13 protein-coding genes are annotated in these 17400 nt (G+C 75.2%); 9 read left to right on the top strand and 4 right to left on the bottom strand.

Features of this window, described 5'->3' with window-relative positions; all coding sequences use genetic code 11:
* Window positions 1–128: 128 nt before the first annotated feature.
* Window positions 129–3764: an ATP-binding protein gene (locus ABZO31_RS01755; RefSeq protein WP_406859032.1), complete on the top strand. Its 3636-nt coding sequence runs from the start codon at window positions 129–131 to the stop codon at window positions 3762–3764.
* A 28-nt stretch (window positions 3765–3792) separates the two neighbouring features.
* Window positions 3793–4269, top strand: coding sequence for a hypothetical protein (locus tag ABZO31_RS01750; protein WP_406859031.1), 477 nt, complete (start codon window positions 3793–3795; stop codon window positions 4267–4269).
* A 12-nt stretch (window positions 4270–4281) separates the two neighbouring features.
* Here the strand turns inward: ABZO31_RS01750 and ABZO31_RS01745 are convergent, their stop codons facing one another.
* Window positions 4282–5139, bottom strand: coding sequence for a siderophore-interacting protein (locus ABZO31_RS01745; protein WP_406859029.1), 858 nt, complete (start codon window positions 5137–5139; stop codon window positions 4282–4284).
* A 181-nt stretch (window positions 5140–5320) separates the two neighbouring features.
* On the opposite strand from ABZO31_RS01745, the gene ABZO31_RS01740 reads away from it, so the two are divergent.
* The 3 genes from ABZO31_RS01740 (at window position 5321) to ABZO31_RS01730 (ending at window position 7223) form a co-directional block, all read left to right on the top strand.
* Window positions 5321–5524, top strand: coding sequence for a hypothetical protein (locus ABZO31_RS01740; protein WP_406859028.1), 204 nt, complete (start codon window positions 5321–5323; stop codon window positions 5522–5524).
* A 202-nt stretch (window positions 5525–5726) separates the two neighbouring features.
* Window positions 5727–6905, top strand: a complete 1179-nt coding sequence (locus ABZO31_RS01735) for an acyl-CoA dehydrogenase family protein (protein ID WP_406859027.1) — start codon at window positions 5727–5729, stop codon at window positions 6903–6905.
* A gap of 60 nt (window positions 6906–6965) precedes the next feature.
* Complete coding sequence (locus ABZO31_RS01730; RefSeq protein ID WP_406859026.1) at window positions 6966–7223, top strand: LapA family protein; 258 nt, start codon at window positions 6966–6968, stop codon at window positions 7221–7223.
* Window positions 7224–7910: 687 nt separating this feature from the next.
* Here the strand turns inward: ABZO31_RS01730 and ABZO31_RS01725 are convergent.
* Window positions 7911–8492, bottom strand: a complete 582-nt coding sequence (locus ABZO31_RS01725; protein ID WP_406859025.1) for a hypothetical protein — start codon at window positions 8490–8492, stop codon at window positions 7911–7913.
* Between the two features lie 125 nt (window positions 8493–8617).
* Here ABZO31_RS01725 and ABZO31_RS01720 point away from each other — a divergent pair, with 125 nt between their 5' ends.
* The 3 genes from ABZO31_RS01720 to ABZO31_RS01710 all read left to right on the top strand — a co-directional run bounded on the left by ABZO31_RS01720 (window position 8618) and on the right by ABZO31_RS01710 (window position 12568).
* Window positions 8618–9973 carry a hypothetical protein gene (locus ABZO31_RS01720; RefSeq protein ID WP_406859023.1) on the top strand — a complete coding sequence of 452 codons (1356 nt, stop codon included), beginning with the start codon at window positions 8618–8620 and terminating at the stop codon, window positions 9971–9973.
* A 61-nt stretch (window positions 9974–10034) separates the two neighbouring features.
* Window positions 10035–11282, top strand: a complete 1248-nt coding sequence (locus tag ABZO31_RS01715) for an AAA family ATPase (protein ID WP_406859022.1) — start codon at window positions 10035–10037, stop codon at window positions 11280–11282.
* Window positions 11279–12568, top strand: coding sequence for a DUF2201 family putative metallopeptidase (locus ABZO31_RS01710; protein WP_406859021.1), 1290 nt, complete (start codon window positions 11279–11281; stop codon window positions 12566–12568). Before ABZO31_RS01715 ends, ABZO31_RS01710 begins: the two co-directional genes overlap by 4 nt.
* 3 nt (window positions 12569–12571) lie before the next feature.
* Here ABZO31_RS01710 and ABZO31_RS01705 read toward each other — a convergent pair whose 3' ends face one another.
* Both ABZO31_RS01705 and ABZO31_RS01700 read right to left on the bottom strand, forming a co-directional pair.
* Window positions 12572–12961, bottom strand: coding sequence for a hypothetical protein (locus tag ABZO31_RS01705; protein ID WP_406859020.1), 390 nt, complete (start codon window positions 12959–12961; stop codon window positions 12572–12574).
* Between the two features lie 10 nt (window positions 12962–12971).
* The gene (locus ABZO31_RS01700; RefSeq protein WP_406859018.1) at window positions 12972–14609 is read right to left on the bottom strand and encodes a TROVE domain-containing protein; all 1638 of its coding nucleotides are present in this window, start codon (window positions 14607–14609) and stop codon (window positions 12972–12974) included.
* A 432-nt stretch (window positions 14610–15041) separates the two neighbouring features.
* Between ABZO31_RS01700 and ABZO31_RS01695 the strand changes: the two genes are divergently transcribed.
* Complete coding sequence (locus ABZO31_RS01695; RefSeq protein WP_406859017.1) at window positions 15042–17318, top strand: tetratricopeptide repeat protein; 2277 nt, start codon at window positions 15042–15044, stop codon at window positions 17316–17318.
* Window positions 17319–17400 lie beyond the last annotated feature (82 nt).

Raw genomic sequence — 17400 nt, 5'->3', positions numbered from 1 at the left:
CGGATTGCTCCGAACGGACGCAACGGGGGTGCACGGCGGGGCACAGGGGGTGCATGGGGGCGCGGTGGGGGCGGCGGCCGGGGTCGGGCGCGGGCGGTCCTGCGCCCCGTGGCGGGGACAATGGGGCGGTGAATCCCACGTACGGCATCCTCGGCCCCACTCGCGCGCTCGGCCCGGACGGGGACGAGCTGCCGCTCAGCGGCGGGCGGCTGCGTGCGCTGGTCGCCGCGCTGGCGGTGGCGGGCGGACGGGGCGTGCACGTCGCGGGGCTGGCGGCCGAGGTCTGGGGCGAGGACGACACGCCGGTGGCCGAGCGGACGCCGGCGGTCCAGGCGCTGGTCGGGCGGGCGCGGCGGGTGCTGGGCCGCGACGCGGTGCTGTCCGGCCCCGGCGGGTACCGGCTCGCCGTGGAGCGCGACGCGGTGGACCTGTACCGCTTCGAGCGGCTCGCCGAGGAGGGCGCGTCCGCGCTGCGGGCCGGCGAGCCGGGGCGGGCCGCGACGGTGCTGGACGAGGCGCTGGGGCTGTGGCGCGGCCCCGTCCTGGCGGACCTGCCGGACCGGGACGCCGACCCCCGTGTCGTACGCGCCGAGCGCCGGCACGTCGAGGCGCGCCGTGACCGGCTGGCGGCCGAGGTGGCGCTGGGCCGGGCGGCGGAGGCGCTCGCCCCGCTGGCGGCGCTGACCGCGGAGCACCCGCTCGACGAGCCCCTGGCCGTCCTCCGGCTGCGCGCACTGCGGGCGGCGGGCCGGCCGGCGGAGGCCCTGGAGGCGTACGAGGTGGTGCGCACGCTGCTCGCGGAGCGGCTGGGCACGGACCCCGGATCGGAACTGCGGGCGCTGCACGCGGAGTTGCTGCGTCCGGTGGTGCCGCCGACGGAGGGGGCGGCCGGACTCCCGGCGAGACTCACGACGTTCGTGGGTCGGGGGGCGGAACTCGACCTGATCGCCGGGGAGTTGACGGCGCACCGCCTGGTGACGCTGACGGGCGCCGGGGGAGTGGGCAAGACCCGGCTGTCCCTGGAGGCGGCCGACCGCGCGGGTGCGGCGTGGCCGGACGGCGTACGGCTGGTCGAACTGGCGGCGGTACGGGACGCCGCCGCGGTCCCGGCCGCCGTCCTGACCGCGCTCGGCGCGCGCGAGACGCATCTGTGGGCCGGCTCCGGCGCGCCGGAGACGCAGGGGCGCGACGCGCTGACGCGTCTGGTGGAGCACTGCGGCCGGCAGCGGATCCTCGTCCTCCTGGACAACTGCGAGCACGTGGTCGACGCGGTGGCCGCGCTCGCGGAGACCGTCCTGGCCCACTGTCCCGGCGTGACCATCCTCGCGACGAGCCGCGAACCGCTGGGCGTCCCGGGGGAGGCGGTGCGCCCGGTGGAGCCGTTGCCGGAGCCTACGGCCCTGCGCCTCTTCGCCGAGCGCGGCGCGTCGGCGCGTCCCGGCTTCGCGGTGGACGACGACCCGGAGGCGGCCGCGGAGATCTGCCGCCGCCTGGACGGCCTCCCGCTGGCCATCGAACTGGCCGCGGCCCGGCTGCGCCTGCTCACCCCGCAGCAGATCGCCGACCGGCTCGACGACCGCTTCCGCCTCCTGACCACCGGCGCCCGCACGGTCCTCCCGCGCCAGCAGACCCTGCGCGCGGTCGTCGACTGGTCGTGGGACCTGCTGACCGACCCCGAACGCTCCGTCCTGCGCCGCCTGTCGGTCTTCTCCGGCGGCTGCGATCTGACGGCCGCGGAGGCGGTGTGCACGACGCCGACGCCGGGCGGCGCGCCAGAGGCCGCCTCGGACACGGCCCCCGACGCGCCGGCCAAGGGCGCCGCTGCGGTGCCGGGTATCCCGAGGTCTGCGGTCGCCCCGGTCGCCCCACCGGCATCGGCGGCCTTGGCCGAACCGGCCACCACGGTCGAGCCGGGCGCCTCGGCCGAGCCGGCCACCTCGGACCTCCGGGCCGCCACGGCCGCCACGGCCGAATCGGCCGTGTCGGCCGAGACGGACGCCCTGCCTGCCCCGGCTGGCGTGGGCACCCCGGAGCCCGCTGAGTCCCCTGTCCCCACCACCCCCACCACCCCCACCACCCTCGACCTCCTCGGTGCACTTGTCGACAAGTCGCTCGTCGTCGCCACCTCCGACCCCGCCGCGGGCGGCATGCGGTACCGGCTGCTCGAAACCGTGGCCGAGTACGGGGCCGAGCGGCTCGACGCGGCGGGGGAGCGGGGGGTCGTCGAGGGGCGGCATCTCGCGTACTACCGGGAGCTGGTGCGCACCACCGACCCCGAGCTGCGGGGCGCCGGGCAGGGGCGGGGGCTGGCGCGGCTGGAGGTCGAGCACGGGAACGTGCGCGCCGCGTTGCGTACCGCCGTCGCGCGGGGCGCGGAGCAGGACGGGCTGTGCCTCGTCCTCGGCATGGGCTGGTTCTGGCAGCTGCGCGAGCACCAGGACGACGCCCGCACCTGGTCGGCCGCCGTCTGCGCCCTCGGCCCCGACCCCTTCCTCCCGCCGGTCCGCCCCGCGCCCCCGCTCACCGGCCGCCCGATCGACACCCCGCCGCCGTGGCCGGAGGAGCAGCTGTGGGAGGCCCGGCGCGGCGTGCGGATGCTGCAGGTCGCCGCGCAGGGCGGAGACGGCGCGGCCTCGTTCGAGGACGCCGAGGCCCGCGCGCACCTGGCCGCGGTGGTCGACGCGTACCGCCCGGGGCTGCCGCAGAACCGTCGCCAGCCCGGCCTCATGTGGTACTTCGCCCGCCTCATGCTCGGCGAGTACACGTCCCTGGGCGAGTCGCTGAACGCCCTGGTCGACGCCTGCGAGCAGGGTCGCGACGGCGGGCCCGGTGCGGACTGGGACCTCGCTTTCGCGTTGCTCATGCGCGCCAAGCTGCTCGGCGGCAGGGGCGGGGACGCCGACCGGGCCTTGGGCCTGTTCGAGGCGGCGCGCGACTCCTGGGGCATCGCGGAGTCCCTCTCCGCCCGCGGAGAGGCGTACGAGCGCGCCGGCCGTCTCGGTGACGCGGCCGCGGACTACGAGCGGGCCATGGCCGCCGCCGTGGAGCTGCGCGCCTGGTCGCAGGTGCCGGTCTTCAAGGCCCGGCTCGCCGGGGTGCGGCTGCGGACGGCGGGCGACGACGCTGCCGCCCGGGAAGCCGCCGAAGGGGCCCTGGTCCAGGCGGCCGCCGAGGCGGAGCGGCTCGGCGGCGAGGCGGTCGACGCGGCGGGACTGCTGCTGATCCAGCACTACGGAGAGACCGGCCGCACGCGCCTCGCTCGCAAGCAACTCGCGGTTCTGGAGGGGCGGTTCACGGGCGACACGCCCGACCTGTTCACCGGCATGGCGAGCGGTCTGCACGGCTGGCTCGACTGTCTGGAGGGCCGGACCGCCTCGGCCCTGGCCCGCTTGTCCCGCGCGATGGAGCAGTTGGAGACGCTGGCGTATCTGGTCGCGCCGCACCTCGTCGTCGGACAATTCCCCACCGCGGCCTGGGCGTTCGCCTCCGAGGGGCGGGCCGAGGACGCCGCCCGCCTCCTCGGCGCGTACGATGCGCTCGGCGGCGACCCGGGCCAGGTCGCGTTCTGCCCGGTCACCCTCGCGACGGAGGCCGCGATCCGTGCCCGCGCGGAGTCCGCGATCCACGCCGCCCTGCCGGAGGCCCGGTACGCCTCGCTCCATGCGCAGGGCACCGCCCTGACGGCGCGAGAGGCGGCCGAGCTGGTGAAAACCGTTCCCCCTCCGGCGGCGGAAGCGCGTACGGTCCCGCCAGGGGAGCACTGACGGCGACGACGGAGGGGAAGGCGCGACCGTGCGGACCGACGAGGCGCGAGGCGGATCCGACGAGTGGGGCGAACCGGCCGAGCACGCCCGCTTCGCGGAGTATCTGTCCGACCTGCAACAGGTCGCGGACGCCGACGAGTTCGCCCTGGTGAGAACGGTCCTCGACGATCCCGACCGCACCATGGCCCAGTCCGCCGTCGTCCGCCACGTCGACCGCCGCGCCGCCGACCTGCACCGCCGCCCGGGCTTCGTCCCGTGGGCCGAGGAGATGACCGCGGCGGCAGGCGGCCACCACCCCTTCCTGACCCGGCGCCTGGAGGAGTGGTCCCTCTTCCGCGCCCTCGAACTCGGCCGGGCCTGGCGCCCCGAAGCCCTCCTGAACGCCTCCGACTGGCTCCAGCGCAAGGCCGCCGAGACCTCCTCGAACGCCACCGCCCTCGAACTCCTCGCCGTCCACGGCCGCACCCGACGCATCCGCACCACGGCCGACGGCAACCGCCCGTAACGAGCGCCGGGATCAGCCGGCCGTGTCCGCCAGGCGTTCCCGGGCCTCGGCGAGGTCGGCGGGGGTCGGGGCGGCGTCCTGGGGGAGGTGGTGGCGCCAGTAGCCGGTGAAGTGGATGGAGGGGCGGGGGACGCGGCGGGTCTCGACGAGGTGACGGCGGAGGGTGCGGACGGCGGTGGCCTCGCCGGCCAGCCAGGCGTAGGGGGTGCCGGGCGGCAGGTCGGCCGTGCGGACCGCTTCGGGGAGCGCTGCCGGGTCGTCGTCGTGCAGCCAGTGGACGGCCAGGTCGGCGTCGGTCGTGAGGGGCAGGTGCTCCTGCGCGTCGGCGACCTGGACGAACGCGAGCGCCTTCCGGCCCGCCGGCAGGGCCTCCGCCACCGTGGTCAGGGCCGGGAGGGCGCAGGCGTCGGCCGTCAGGAGCGTCCAGTCGCCGGCCGTCGGGTTCAGCGGCGTGGCGAAGTATGCCGACGGTCCGAACATGCCCACCTCGTCGCCCGGCCGCGCCGACCGCGCCCAGCGGGTCGCCGGTCCCTCGTCGGCGCCGCCGTGCAGGTGGAAGTCGACGTCGACCGTGCCGGCCGCCGGGTCGTGGGCGCGGAGGGTGTAGCTCCGCATCCAGGGACGGCGGTCCGCCGGGATCGCCCCGTACGCCGCGTACCAGCGCATGACGTCGCCGTCGCCGTCCTCGCTCCCCGGGAGGACGAGCGCCGCGCCGCCGGGCCGCGGGAAGAAGAGCTTGACCTGCTGGTCGGGACCCGCGAGGGCGAAGCCGGACCGCTCCGGGCCACCGAGCGTGACCCGCGTCATGCGGGGTGTGAGCGGGCGTACGGCGCCGACACGCACGCGCCGGAGGGGCAGGAACGAGGTCATGGGTGTACTCCTGAGGTGTGAGGCCGTGTCTGCAGCCCACCCTCGCCCCGGCCGTCGACACGGTGTCGACAGCGGACCGACACGCCGTCGCCGCCACGGCGGCCGGGGCCCGGGCCGCACCGGATGCGGGACCCGGACGCCACCGTGAGAATGGCTGCAAGCGGACGAACGAGGAGGCGGCATGAACGCTGAGTCCGAAAAGAAGACGCTCGGACCGGGTCCGACGCCCGACAACCTGCTCCATGCCGGGTCGGAGGGCGAATTCAGTGCGGAGGACGTGGTCCTCGCCTCCGGCCGGGACATCACGCCGAAGAATCTTGCCTGGGCCGAGCGCCGCATGGCAGAGAAGGGCAGCCGGGCCTGCCTGGACGAGCTCCTGCCCTGATCTCCGCGGGGCGTCGGGGCCGGCCGAGGCGACCCGCGACCGCGACGCCCCGCACTTGTACGAAGGAGCGCGCCGGTACGCGCGCCTCGCACCGCCCCGTGCCGTTACCTCCCGCACGGGGCTTCCGCATTTGTGGAACACGTTCTACCGTGGCCGCCGTCCTGCCGGACGCCGGATGCCGGACGCCGCCACGGAGGCCCGCATGCACCTCGAGTACACGCCCGCCCAGAACCGGTTGCGCGCGGAGCTGCGCGCGTACTTCGCCACCCTCGTCCCCGACGACGTCCACGCGCGGTACGCGGACCCCGCCGCCCAGAAGCGGTTCTACCGGGAGACGATCCGCCGGCTCGGCGGCGACGGCTGGCTGGGGGTCGGCTGGCCGGAGGAGTACGGCGGCCGGGGGCTCTCGCCGATGGAACAGTTCATCTTCTTCGACGAGGCGGCACAGGCCGGCGTCCCGCTGCCGCTGATGGCGCTGAACACGGTCGGCCCGACGATCATGCAGTTCGGCACGGACGAGCAGAAGGCGTACTTCCTGCCGCGGATCCTCTCCGGCGAGATCGACTTCGCCATCGGCTACAGCGAGCCGGACGCCGGCACGGACCTGGCGGCGCTGAAGACGCGGGCGGTGCGCGACGGCGAGGAGTACGTGGTCCACGGCCAGAAGATCTGGACCACGAACGGCGACACCGCGGACTGGGTGTGGCTGGCGGTCCGCACGGACCCGGACGCGCCCCCGCACAAGGGCATCACGATGCTGCTGGTGCCGACCTCCGACCCCGGCTACTCGTGCACCCTGATCAACACCCTCGCCTCGCACGACACCACGGCCAGCTACTACGAGAACGTCCGCGTCCCGGTGTCCCGCCGGGTCGGCGAGGAGAACAAGGGCTGGCGGCTGATCACCAACCAGCTCAACCACGAGCGGGTCACGCTCGCCGCGCACGGCACCATGGCGATCCGCGCGCTGCACGACGTCCAGCGCTGGGCCGCCGACACCAAGCGCGCCGACGGCTCCCGTGTCATCGACCTCCCCTGGGTCCGCGGCCGCCTCGCCCGCACCCACGCCCGGCTCGACGCGATGAAGCTCCTCAACTGGCGGATGGTCGGCGCGGTCAAGGACGGCACCCTCAGCCCGCAGGACGCCTCCGCGGTCAAGGTCTACGGTTCCGAGGCCCGCCGCGACGCCTACGCCTGGCTCATGGAGGTCGTCGGTGCGGCCGGCGCCCTGAAGGAGGGCTCGGCCGGCGCGGTCCTGCACGGCGAACTCGAACGCGGCTACCGCTCGGCGGTGATCTTCACCTTCGGCGGCGGCAACAACGAGATCCAGCGCGAGATCATCTCCTGGATCGGCCTGGGGATGCCCCGCGTCCGCCGCTGAGCGGGCCCCGCGGACCTGTCGGCGGTCGCCGGTCCGGGCCGATCGGCCGATACTGAAGGCATGGCCCAGAACACCGCGAAAACGCACGGGCCGTCCACCCTGACGGTCAAAGGGCGAGACGTCCGGCTGCGTACCCTCGGCTTCCTCGTGCTCCTGGCCCTGGCCATCTGGTTCATTGCCGCCAACACCGGCTCTGTCACCATCCGCCTGTGGGTCTCCGACGTCACGCTCCCCCTGTGGACCATCCTGGCGGGCACCCTCCTCGTCGGCATCGTCCTGGGCATGCTCCTGGCCTACCGCCGCCGCGCGCGACGCTGACCCGGCGGTACGCGACGCCGACCCGGCCGTGCGCGACCGCGACGTCGCGCCCGCGCCGTGACGCACGGACGAGGCCGGCCGTCGCTGTGCTCGGCGAGGCCCTCGCCGCTACTTCGATGCCGTCGAGGTCGTCCTCCACGGTCCACACCTTCGTGGCCGCGAACGCCAACGACAACAACACCGCCGCCTACTGGGAGGGCGCGGGCGGCAGTTACCCGCAGACCCCCCGTCCGCCGCGGGGCGAACGCCGACCTCGACCGGCCCGCGCTCAAGCTCAACCCGGACAGTGCCTGGAGCGCCCGCTCCCAGACGATCGAGGTCCTCGGCCGCGAACAGAACGCCACCGCGTTCACGAACCTCGTCGCCGCGAAGCGCTACGCCTTCGACCCGGTGAGCGGCAACACGGTCACCGTGCCCGTCGCCGACGTCCGGCTCCGCTTCACCGCCAACACCGGTGCGCCTGCATGTCAGTTGGCGGAGTTGCAGATTCTCGGCGTGCCCGCGCTCAATCCGGACCTCACTGGCACCGGCCTGGCCACCACACCTGCCGCGCCCATCGAGTCGGACACGATCACCGTCGCGGCCACGGTGCGCACGACGGCCTGTCCGCCGCCGCGGCCGGCAAGGTCGCTTGACCACCACCCTGACCTGGCGCGCGGGGTGCGTGGCCGTGTACCGGCCCCGTCGTCAGGGGTCGGGCGTCGCGGAGGGCGGGTCGCTCACCCGCTCGGGATTGACGCAGTCGAAGAGGACCTGGCCGCTGCGCCGGTCGTGGTAGAAGGTCCCGGGGTAGAACTCCCTGGTGAGGGCCGTGTCGACCTGCTCGCTCACCCGCCAGTCGGCGTCCGCGGGCAGCAGCGCCGCGACCTCCGCCGGCAGGTCGGCAGGCGGGGCCGATGCCGCGAAGCGCAGTGCCGGATCGTCCACGGTCGCGCGCACCGCCTTGACGTCCACCGCCTCCAGCACGCCGACGAGGCGCGTGTCGGTCGGCCCGGGGGCGAGGCCGCGCGGATCGTCGATCCCGAGCGTGTACCCGCACCACGACGTCGAGCGCAGCGCCCCGAAGGACGGGAAGCGCGAGGTGATCGGCTCCTTCTCGTGGCTGACCTCGCACTTGTGCGTGGCACTGGGGCGGGGACCGGGGCCGCGCCTGCCGTCGGCGTCGCGGTCCGGGTTCCCGCAGGAGGCGACGGCGAGTACGGCCAGCACGGCCGGCACGGCAACGGCCAGGCGGCGCACGGGGCGAGAGGGGCGGGAGGGTGCCGTCATGCGTCGAACCCTACGTCCTGAGGGGAATCCCCGAGACGGGCGAACGGGCGTGTGGTTATGATCGCTCCGATGACGAACTTCCACTTCTCCGGATTGGGGGTCCTGTCCGCGAACGGTGAGTGCTGATGCACCTTCACCACGCGAACGGGAACACCCGACTTTCCTTCTGGTCGCGCGTCCGCGCCTACGCCGTGCCGACCTCCATGATCGAGACCGCCACCGCACGCCGTGACGTCGGCGACTGGGCGGGTGCGTGTGCCGCGGCAGGGTTCGACGTGGACGTCGACCTCAAGGCCCTGGCCCGCGCGTACGGGCATGAGCTGAGGACCCGACTCCGCGACGATCTGCGGCACTTGGCGCCCGATCTGCTGCGCTGGCACATGCCCAGGATCGCCCCCGACGGGCTGCTGCGCCCCGGACTCACCGTGCCGCTCGCCCGGTACGACGTGCCGGAGCGCGGCGGAACCGGGCCGCGGCCGCTGTGGCTGGTGGTACGGACCGCGCCCGCCTGGGCGGACGCCGGTCAGCGCATCGTCCTCGCCCTCTGGGACGGCACCCGCGACGACCCGCACACCGCACGCCATCCGCACCCCCGGCCCAGCCGGCGGTTCCGGCTCGACCTGCACCGACACCTGTGGGACGCCCGCCGCACCGACGAACTGCGGTCCCGCTCCGGGACCGGCGGCTCGGCGGACACCGTTCCGCAGGAGCTCGGCCGCTGCGCCGTCGACCGGTGGGCCGACGAAGCCGCGATCCTGCTGCGCGCCGAGGGACGCCCCGACGGGCCCGTCGCCGTACGCGCCGGGCCCCGGCGGCTCGTCGTGGGCGGGTCCGTCCCGCCCCGGGGCGGGACGCTGCCCGTCCTGCCCGACGCCGCCACCTGGGTGCCGCCCGACGTGGAACTGTTGCGCGCCGGGGCGATCGAGGCCGGCCGGCTGCACCCGCTGGTCGCCGCCGCGCTGGTGCCGGGGTACGCGGGCCCCGCCCGTGCGTCCCGCTCCCCGGACCGGGACGGCGGGCCCCGCATCGTGGACTGCCGGGGCGCCCGGCACCGGATCGCGCTCGTCGACGGGGTCCTCGCCCCACTGGACCACGACCCCGTCGAGCTCCGGCGCGAGGAACTCCTCGCCGCACTGTCCGGCACACCGCTGCCGTGCCTGCGCGCCATCGACGAGGCCCACCGGCGCCCCGAAGGGCTCAGCGGGGTCCGCGAGCGCCTGGACCACGGCGACACCGCCGGGGCCCTCGCCGTCGTCGAGGGGCTCCTCGGACCCGATGCCGTCCTGCGTGCCGGCGCGCTCCGCGACGCCCTGGAGACGGCGGCCGAGCGCCGCGTCACGTACGGGCTCTACCGCGCCGGTCTGATCGAGCGCCCGATCGGCCCGGGATTCACCCACCACGTCCGCCCCGCCCGGCGTCATCCGAAGTGCCCCACCGCGCAAGGCGGCGGGCCCCGTCCGCGACTCGCCCAACGCGGCTGATCCCGGCCTCCCGGCCGACACGACCTCCTGCCTGCCTTCTCACACCCTCAGGTGATCCCTTATGACCGCATTCATCCTTGACGGCCGCCTCGACTCCCAGCTCGACGTCGCCGACCGCCTTCTGTCCCTCCTCCAGGACACCACCACCGAGCCGCGCACCGACGCGCAGCTCGAAGCCCTCACGCTCGCCGTGGCCGCCGACCTTCCCGTCCTGCTCTGGGGCGAGCCCGGGATCGGGAAGACCTCGGCGCTGACCCAGCTCGCCGAGTCGCTGGACCTGCCTCTGACCACCGTCATCGCCAGCGTGCACGAGCCCTCCGACTTCTCCGGGCTGCCCGTCCTCGGCGACGACCCCGCCGTCCAGGGCGTGCCGCTGGCGCCGCCGGACTGGGCCGTGCGCCTCGTCCGGGCCGGGCGAGGGCTGCTGTTCCTCGACGAACTGTCCACCGCCACCCCGGCCGTGCAGGCCGCGCTGCTCCGGCTGGTGCTCGAGCGTCGTATCGGCTCGCTCCGACTGCCGCCCGGCGTACGGATCGTGGCCGCCGCCAACCCGCGCTCCTCGGCCGCCGACGGCTGGGAGCTGAGCGCTCCCCTGGCCAACCGGTTCGTCCACCTGCAGTGGACCCACGACCAGGAGGTCGTCGTCCGCGGCCTCGGCGGCACCTGGCCGCGAGCCACCCTGCCCCGGCTCGACGCCGAACGGCTGCCGGACGCCGTGGACTTCGCCCGCCGTGCCGTCTGCGGACTGCTCACCGCCCGCCCCGCGCTCGTCCACCGGCTGCCCGGCACCGAGACCCGCAAGGGCGGCGCGTGGCCGTCGCCGCGCAGCTGGGACATGACGCTGCGGCTCATCGCCTTCGCGACCGCCGCGGGCGCCTCCCGCGACGTGCTCTCCCTGCTCGTCCGCGGAACGGTCGGGGACGGCCCCGGGCTCGAGATGCTGGCCTGCCTCGACCGCATGGACCTCCCCGACCCCGAACTCCTGCTCTCCGACCCGGAGAACGCCGAGCTGCCCGAGCGCGGCGACCGCCGTCAGGCGACGCTCGAGGGCGTGGTCGAAGCGGTCCGGACGCGGCCCGACAAGGCCCGCTGGGACGCGGCCTGGGCCGTACTGGTCAGGGCCCTCGACAGCGGCGCCCCCGACCTCGTCGTCGTGCCGGCCACCACCCTCGCCTCGCTCCGGCAGGAGGAGTGGGACGTTCCGGCGGCGATCGACAGGCTCGCCGGCGCGGTGGAGCTGTCCCGCCGCGCGGACCGCTCGGTGGCGCGCGTCTCGGAGGTCGCCGGAACGGCGAAGGCGGGCCGATGAGAGCGGAGTCGACGAGCGAGGTGGCGACGAGCGGGGCGTCGACGGGTAGGACGGCGGGAACCGTCTCCCTCGACCGCGACAAGCTCTTCGCCGCCCGGCTGCACGCCGTCCGCGTACGGCCCTACCTGGCCACCGCCCTGTTCGCCCTGACCGTCGTGGAGTCGGACCGGGTGCCGACGATGGCCGTCGACCGGTACTGGCGCTGCTACGTCTCCCCGCGGTTCGTCGCCCGCACGCCCGTCGAGGATCTCGCGGGCGTCTGGGTGCACGAGGTCTCGCACCTGCTCCGCGACCACCACGGGCGCAGCGACCGGGTCGCCCGCCAGCGCGGGCTGACCGACGCGGGCGACCGGCTGCGGATGAACATCGCCGCGGACTGCGAGATCAACGACGACGTGTACGGCGACGGGCTCGCGCGGCCCGACGGAGCGGTCGTACCGGAGCTGCTGGGGCTCGACGAGGGGCAGCTGATGGAGGACTACCTCCGTCAGTTCCGGCTCGGGCCGTGGCTGGACCGGTTCGCCGCCTGGCTGGACTGCGGCAGCGGCGCGGACGGCCTGGAGCGGGAGTGGGACCTCGGCCCGGACGGGGCCGACGGGCTCAGTGCGCAGGAGCAGGACGAGGTGCGGTTCGGGGTGACGCAGGCGATCAGCGGCCGGCCCGGGCGGGTACCGAAGGGCTGGAAGCGCTGGGCCGAGGAGGCGTTCCATCCGCCACAGGCCTGGCGGCAGTTGCTGGGCGCGGCGCTGCGTTCGGCCGCCTCCGGCGCCGGGGCGGGGGCGGACTACTCGTACGGCCGGCCCGCGCGCCGCGCCGCGGCGCTGCCGGGCGTCGTCCTGCCGAGTCTGCGGAGCCGCCCGCCCCGGGTGTCGGTGATCATCGACACCTCGGGGTCGGTCAGCGACGCCGAACTCGGCAGTGCGCTCCTGGAGGTCGCGGCGATCTCCCGGGCGGTGGGCGGCCGGCGCGACCTGGTCAGCGTGCTGCCGTGCGATTCGGCGGCGCGTGTCGTGCACCCGCTGTGCCGGGGGGAGGGCATTCCCCTGGTCGGCGGGGGCGGTACGGACATGCGGGCGGGTGTCGCCAAGGCACTGCGGGCCCAGCCGCCGCCCGACGTCCTGGTCATACTGACGGATGGTCAGACACCGTGGCCGTCGGCCCCGCCGCCCTGTCGGACGGTGGTGGGCCTGTTCCCGAGGCCGGTCACCTCCACGCGGCTGGAGGACTCCGAGGTGTACGTGCCGCGGGAACCGCCGTCCTGGGCCCGTGTCGTCAGGATTGGCTGAGCGTCAGCCGTGCTCCTTCGCCACCGCCCCGCGCACAGCCGGGGCGATCTCGGTGGCCCAGCGGCCGAGGACGGTGTCGTCGGCGTGGCCGTGGTCGCCGGTGAACAGGACGAACCCCGACGCGCCGTGGTCCAGTACGGCACCGGTCAGCTCCTCGGTCCACTGGTCGACCGAGCCGCCGATCCAGCGGCCCTCGTCGTCACGCGTCGCCGCGAGCGGGCGGTCCGTGATCCGGCCGGGGAAGTTGAACACGGTGCGGACCTCGCGCGGATCGCGGCCCGCCGCGGCCGCCGCCTCGTCGACGAGAGGCCGGGACTCCCGGTACCGCGTGCTGAGCCAGTCCGCCGCGTGCGCGGCCTCGCGGAGGAATGCTTCGCTGAACGCGCTCGTCACGCCGCCGGCCCTACGAGGCCGCCCCGCCCGGCAGTTGATCAGGGTCGGCGGCCACCGGGCTCCACGGCCAGGCCGCCGCACGGCCGGCCTCGACGAGACCGACCATGCGGAACGCGGCGTCCGTGAGGCCGCCGAAGGTGTGCCGGTGCGGGCCGGTCGGGGCGTGGGCGGGCCGGTAGCCCGCCAGGTTCCACGTGTAGAACGGGATGTCGTCCGGGACCGCCTCGTCCGGCGTGCCGGGGCCGTACGGCGCGACCTGTTCGTCGGTGACGACCAGGACCCGGTCGTGCTCCCGGTAGTGATACCGCACCGCATTCGCGGTGTACGTGCCACCGAGGTTGTGGAACCGTTTCAGCACCTCGAGCACCGGCTCGCCCCGCTCGAACGGCACCACCTTGCTGTGCCAGCCGAACTCCACCAGATCCGCCTGCTCGGCACGCATCGCGAGCGCGACCCCGAAGACCGCCGCCGCGTCCGCGCGGGTCAGCTGCGACCGCTCGGAGACCGTGTCCCAGAACATCGAGTCGGACCGGTCCACCAGGATCAGCGTCCGGCCGGGCAGCGACGGCACGTTCGCCAGGGAGTGGCCCAGCGCCTGTTCCAGCGCGGCCGCCCAGCGCGGCGACGGCGCGTGCTGGTGGGCGGCCAGGTAGCGGAACGGGAACTGCCGGGACCGGGCGACCTCGTCGGGGTCCGAGAGCCGCGCGGCGACCCGGGCCGCGACGTCGTCCGGGACACCCGCCTCGTCGAGGTTCCGCAGGTTCCGCAGCAGCGCCATCGGCCCCATAGAGGGAATCACGGCCTCCCAGACCGCCGCGTCCATCGGCCCCTGGAGCCAGCCCGCCAGCGCCTCCCAGGTCAGGCCCGCCGCGGCCAGCCGCTCGGCGCCGCCCGGCCCGGTCACGACCGCCCGCCGCTCGTCGACGGGCGTCTCCATCAGCGCCCGACGGGCGGTCAGCACGGGGTCGGAGACCGGCGGAGCCGCCTGCTCCGGGTGGTGGCGGCGGTCCAGGGCGTACCGGAACAGCGCGCCCTGCCAGGGCTTGGCCGGGTCGGGGGAGGCGTGCACCAGGTTGAGCACGTCCCCGAAGCGGAAGGCGTGGGACGCGGTGTCGTACTTGAGCAGCGACCGGGACGTGTACAGCCGCCGTACCCCGTCGGCGACCCCCCGCTTCACGGGCTGGGGCACGCTCCGCCCGTACGCCTCGATCCAGTGGGCGAGCAGTTCGCCGGGCTCGTCGGCGCGCCGGAGCACCGAGTCGATCACGGACCGGTTGGACGGGCCCCCGGTCACCCCGGCTGTGAGCCGGGCCCGCACATAGGCGGCCGCGCCCCGCAGGGACGCCGTGCGCATGTTGCCCTCGGCGCGCAGCCAGCGCAGCAGACCGGCGGTCCACTCGGGGTCCTCGACGGCGAGGGTGCCGACGAGCCGGACGAACCGGCTGTCCCGCTCCTCGCCGCTCTCGTAGTAGGTGTCCTGGGAGACGAAGTTGCCGACCGAGAGGAGGAAGAGTTCGTCGCGGGGCTCCCGGACGAAGGCGGGGCCGCGCGTGTGGGAGAGGAAGTACGGCCCGGCGGGCGGCTGGTACGCCTGCTGGTGGCGGGGCATGGCGCGCGCGATCGCGGAGATCTGCGGCGCGACCAGCATCTCGGGCCACTCCTTGGAGACGCGAGGGCCGGAGCGGGCACGGAAGCCCGGATAAGGACGAGGCAGTGAATCCCCCCGGATTCAAAGGACTGGAGGCCCCGGCCGAGAGACCGCCGGGGCGAGAACGCCCGCGCCTGCCGAGATCCAAGAGGGCGGCGGCGTCACTTTTTTGTCAGAGGAAGTAGCCGCAGCCGAGCGCATCGGAAGGCGCGGTCGCACTCCGGAACGTACAAGGAGCACCGCGTGGCCCGCCACCGAATTAAGAGGCGGACGGGCGCGCCGCGAAGGTCGCCGCTCGGTCACAGGTTGAACGCGATGACGCGACTCGGGCCCGCCACACCGACCGCCCCGTTCAAACTGCGGAGGGCGGCGTCCATACTGGACGCGCCAGGGGAGGGCGCAGCAGGAAAGCGACGGGGGCGACAGCACGCGATGGCGGAGACCAGGCTGATCCAGGGCCGGTACCGACTGCTCGAACGGATCGGGCGCGGCGGTATGGGCGAGGTGTGGCGTGCCGTCGACGAGTCCCTGGGCCGCAGCGTGGCCGTCAAGTGCCTCAAACCCCTGGGGCCGCCGCGCAACCGGGGCGACGAGGACTCCGTGAGGGTGTTGCGCGAACGGTTCCGCCGCGAGGCGCGGGTCGCCGCCTCCCTCCAGCACCGCGGCGTCACCGTCGTCCACGACTTCGGCGAGTCGGAGACGGGCGTGCTCTTCCTCGTGATGGAGCTCCTGGAGGGACACAACCTCAGCCAGCTCCTGACGGAGAACAAGCAGGCCCCGCTGCCCGTCCCCGACGTCGTCGACATCGCGGAGCAGGTCGCCGACGCCCTCGCGTACACCCACCGCCAGGGCATCGTGCACCGCGACCTCAAGCCGGCGAACATCATGCGGCTCACCGACGGCGCCGTGAAGATCTGCGACTTCGGCATCGCCCGGCTCGGCGCGGACATCGGCTTCACCTCGCGCCTCACCGGCACCGGCATCGCCATGGGCACCCCGCACTACATGTCGCCCGAGCAGATCAGCGGCTCCGAGGTCGACCACCGCAGCGACCTCTACTCGCTCGGCTGTGTCCTGTACGAGATCGCCACCGGCGCCCCGCCGTTCGACCTCGACGACGCCTGGGCCGTCCTGGTCGGCCACCGCGACACCGTCCCCGTGCCGCTGCGCGAGCACCGCTCCGAACTGCCCGACTTCCTGGAGCGGATCGTCCTCGAACTGCTCGCCAAGACACCCGAGGGACGCCCGGACGACGCGGCCGAGCTGCGCCACCGGATCGCCCTGGAGCGCACGGGGTCGACCGGGGGCCAGAGCGTCGGCGGCCGGTCCGTCACCGGCCCGACCGGGATCGACCGGCGCGTCCACGTCCCGTCCCCGCTGCCCGGCTGGACCCGGGGCATGACCACCGGCCACAAGGCCGCCGGTGCCTCCCTCGCCGCGCTGCGCGCCACCCCGTACGACCCCTCCGACGGCCTGACCGGCGAGTGGACCTCCCTGTCCGTCCCGCCACCCGTCCAGCTGCCCGGCGTCGTCGGTGCCGTCGGCGTCGAGCGGCCGACGCCCTCGCCCGAGCTGCTGTCCGTGCTCGCCAGCCGGCACAACGCCGGGCTCAGCCTCGGCCGGCTCGGCCGCTGGGACGAGGCCGGCGAGGTGCACCGGGCCGTCGCCGAGGACCGCGAGCGGGCCCTCGGACCCGACCACCCCGACACCCTCACCAGCCGCTACGAGGTCGGCTTCACGCTCAGCCGGACCGGCCACCCCGCGGACGCCCTCCGCGAGTTCGCCGGCGTCGCCGACGGGCGGGAGCGGACCCTCGGCGGCGACCACCCCGACACCCTCGCCGCCCGCCAGGAGACCGCGTACGTCCTCGGCCGCCTCGGCCGGCACGCCGAGGCGCACCAGGTGTACGCCTCCGTGCTCGCCGCCCGCGAGCGGACCATGGGCCCCGACCACCCCGACACCCTGCGCTGCCGGCACAACCTGGCGTACAACCTGGGCCGGCTCGGCCGCCTCGAGGAGTCCTGCCGCACCGCCCAGGACGTCGCCGACGCGCGCGCCCGGCTGCTCGGCGCCACGCACCCGGACACGCTGGTCACCCGCTACGAGGTGGCGTACACGCTTGGCCGGCTCGGCCGCTGGGGGGACGCCCTGCACACGTACCGCGAGGTCGCCACGGCCCGCGGCGCGGTCCTCGGCGCCGACCATCCCGACACCCTCGCCGCCCGCTACGAGGTCGGCATCTGCCTGGGCCGGCTCGGGCGCAGCGCCGAGGCCCTGGAGCTGTACCGGGAACTGGTCGGCGCCCGGAGCCGGGTGCACGGTCCGACGCACCCCGAGACGCTGCGCGCCCGGCACGGGCTCGGCGTGAACCTGGGCCGGCTCGCCCGCTGGGAGGAGGCGCTGGAGGAGTCCCGTGACGTGTGCGCCGTGCGCGAGCGGGTGCTCGGCGCGGACCACCCCGACACCCTGGTCTCGCGGCGCGAGGTCGCCGTCGGCCTCGGCTGGCTGGGCCGGTGGGCGGACGCGCTCAGCGCCTACCGGCAGGTCGCCGAGGCCCGCGACCGGGTCCTCGGCCAGGCCCACCCCGACGCGCTGGCCAGCCGCAACGACGAGGCCCACTGCCTGGAGCAGCTCGGCCGGCACGCCGAGGCGGTCGAGCTGTACCGCCGGGTCGCCGCCCTGAAGCAGCAGAGCGCGGCGGCGGGCTGACCGGCCGGGCCGGGAGCGGACCGAGGGCTTCCGGCTCTCCCGCACGCGGGCTACCGCCCGCGATCTCCGCGTGCTAGCAAGA

Origin of the sequence: Streptomyces solicamelliae (assembly GCF_045348655.1) — a bacterium.
In the GTDB taxonomy this organism is placed as follows: Bacteria; Actinomycetota; Actinomycetes; order Streptomycetales; family Streptomycetaceae; genus Streptomyces; species Streptomyces solicamelliae.
The sequence above is the reverse complement of the archived record's forward strand: the minus strand, read 5'-3'. Positions and strand labels throughout refer to the sequence as shown.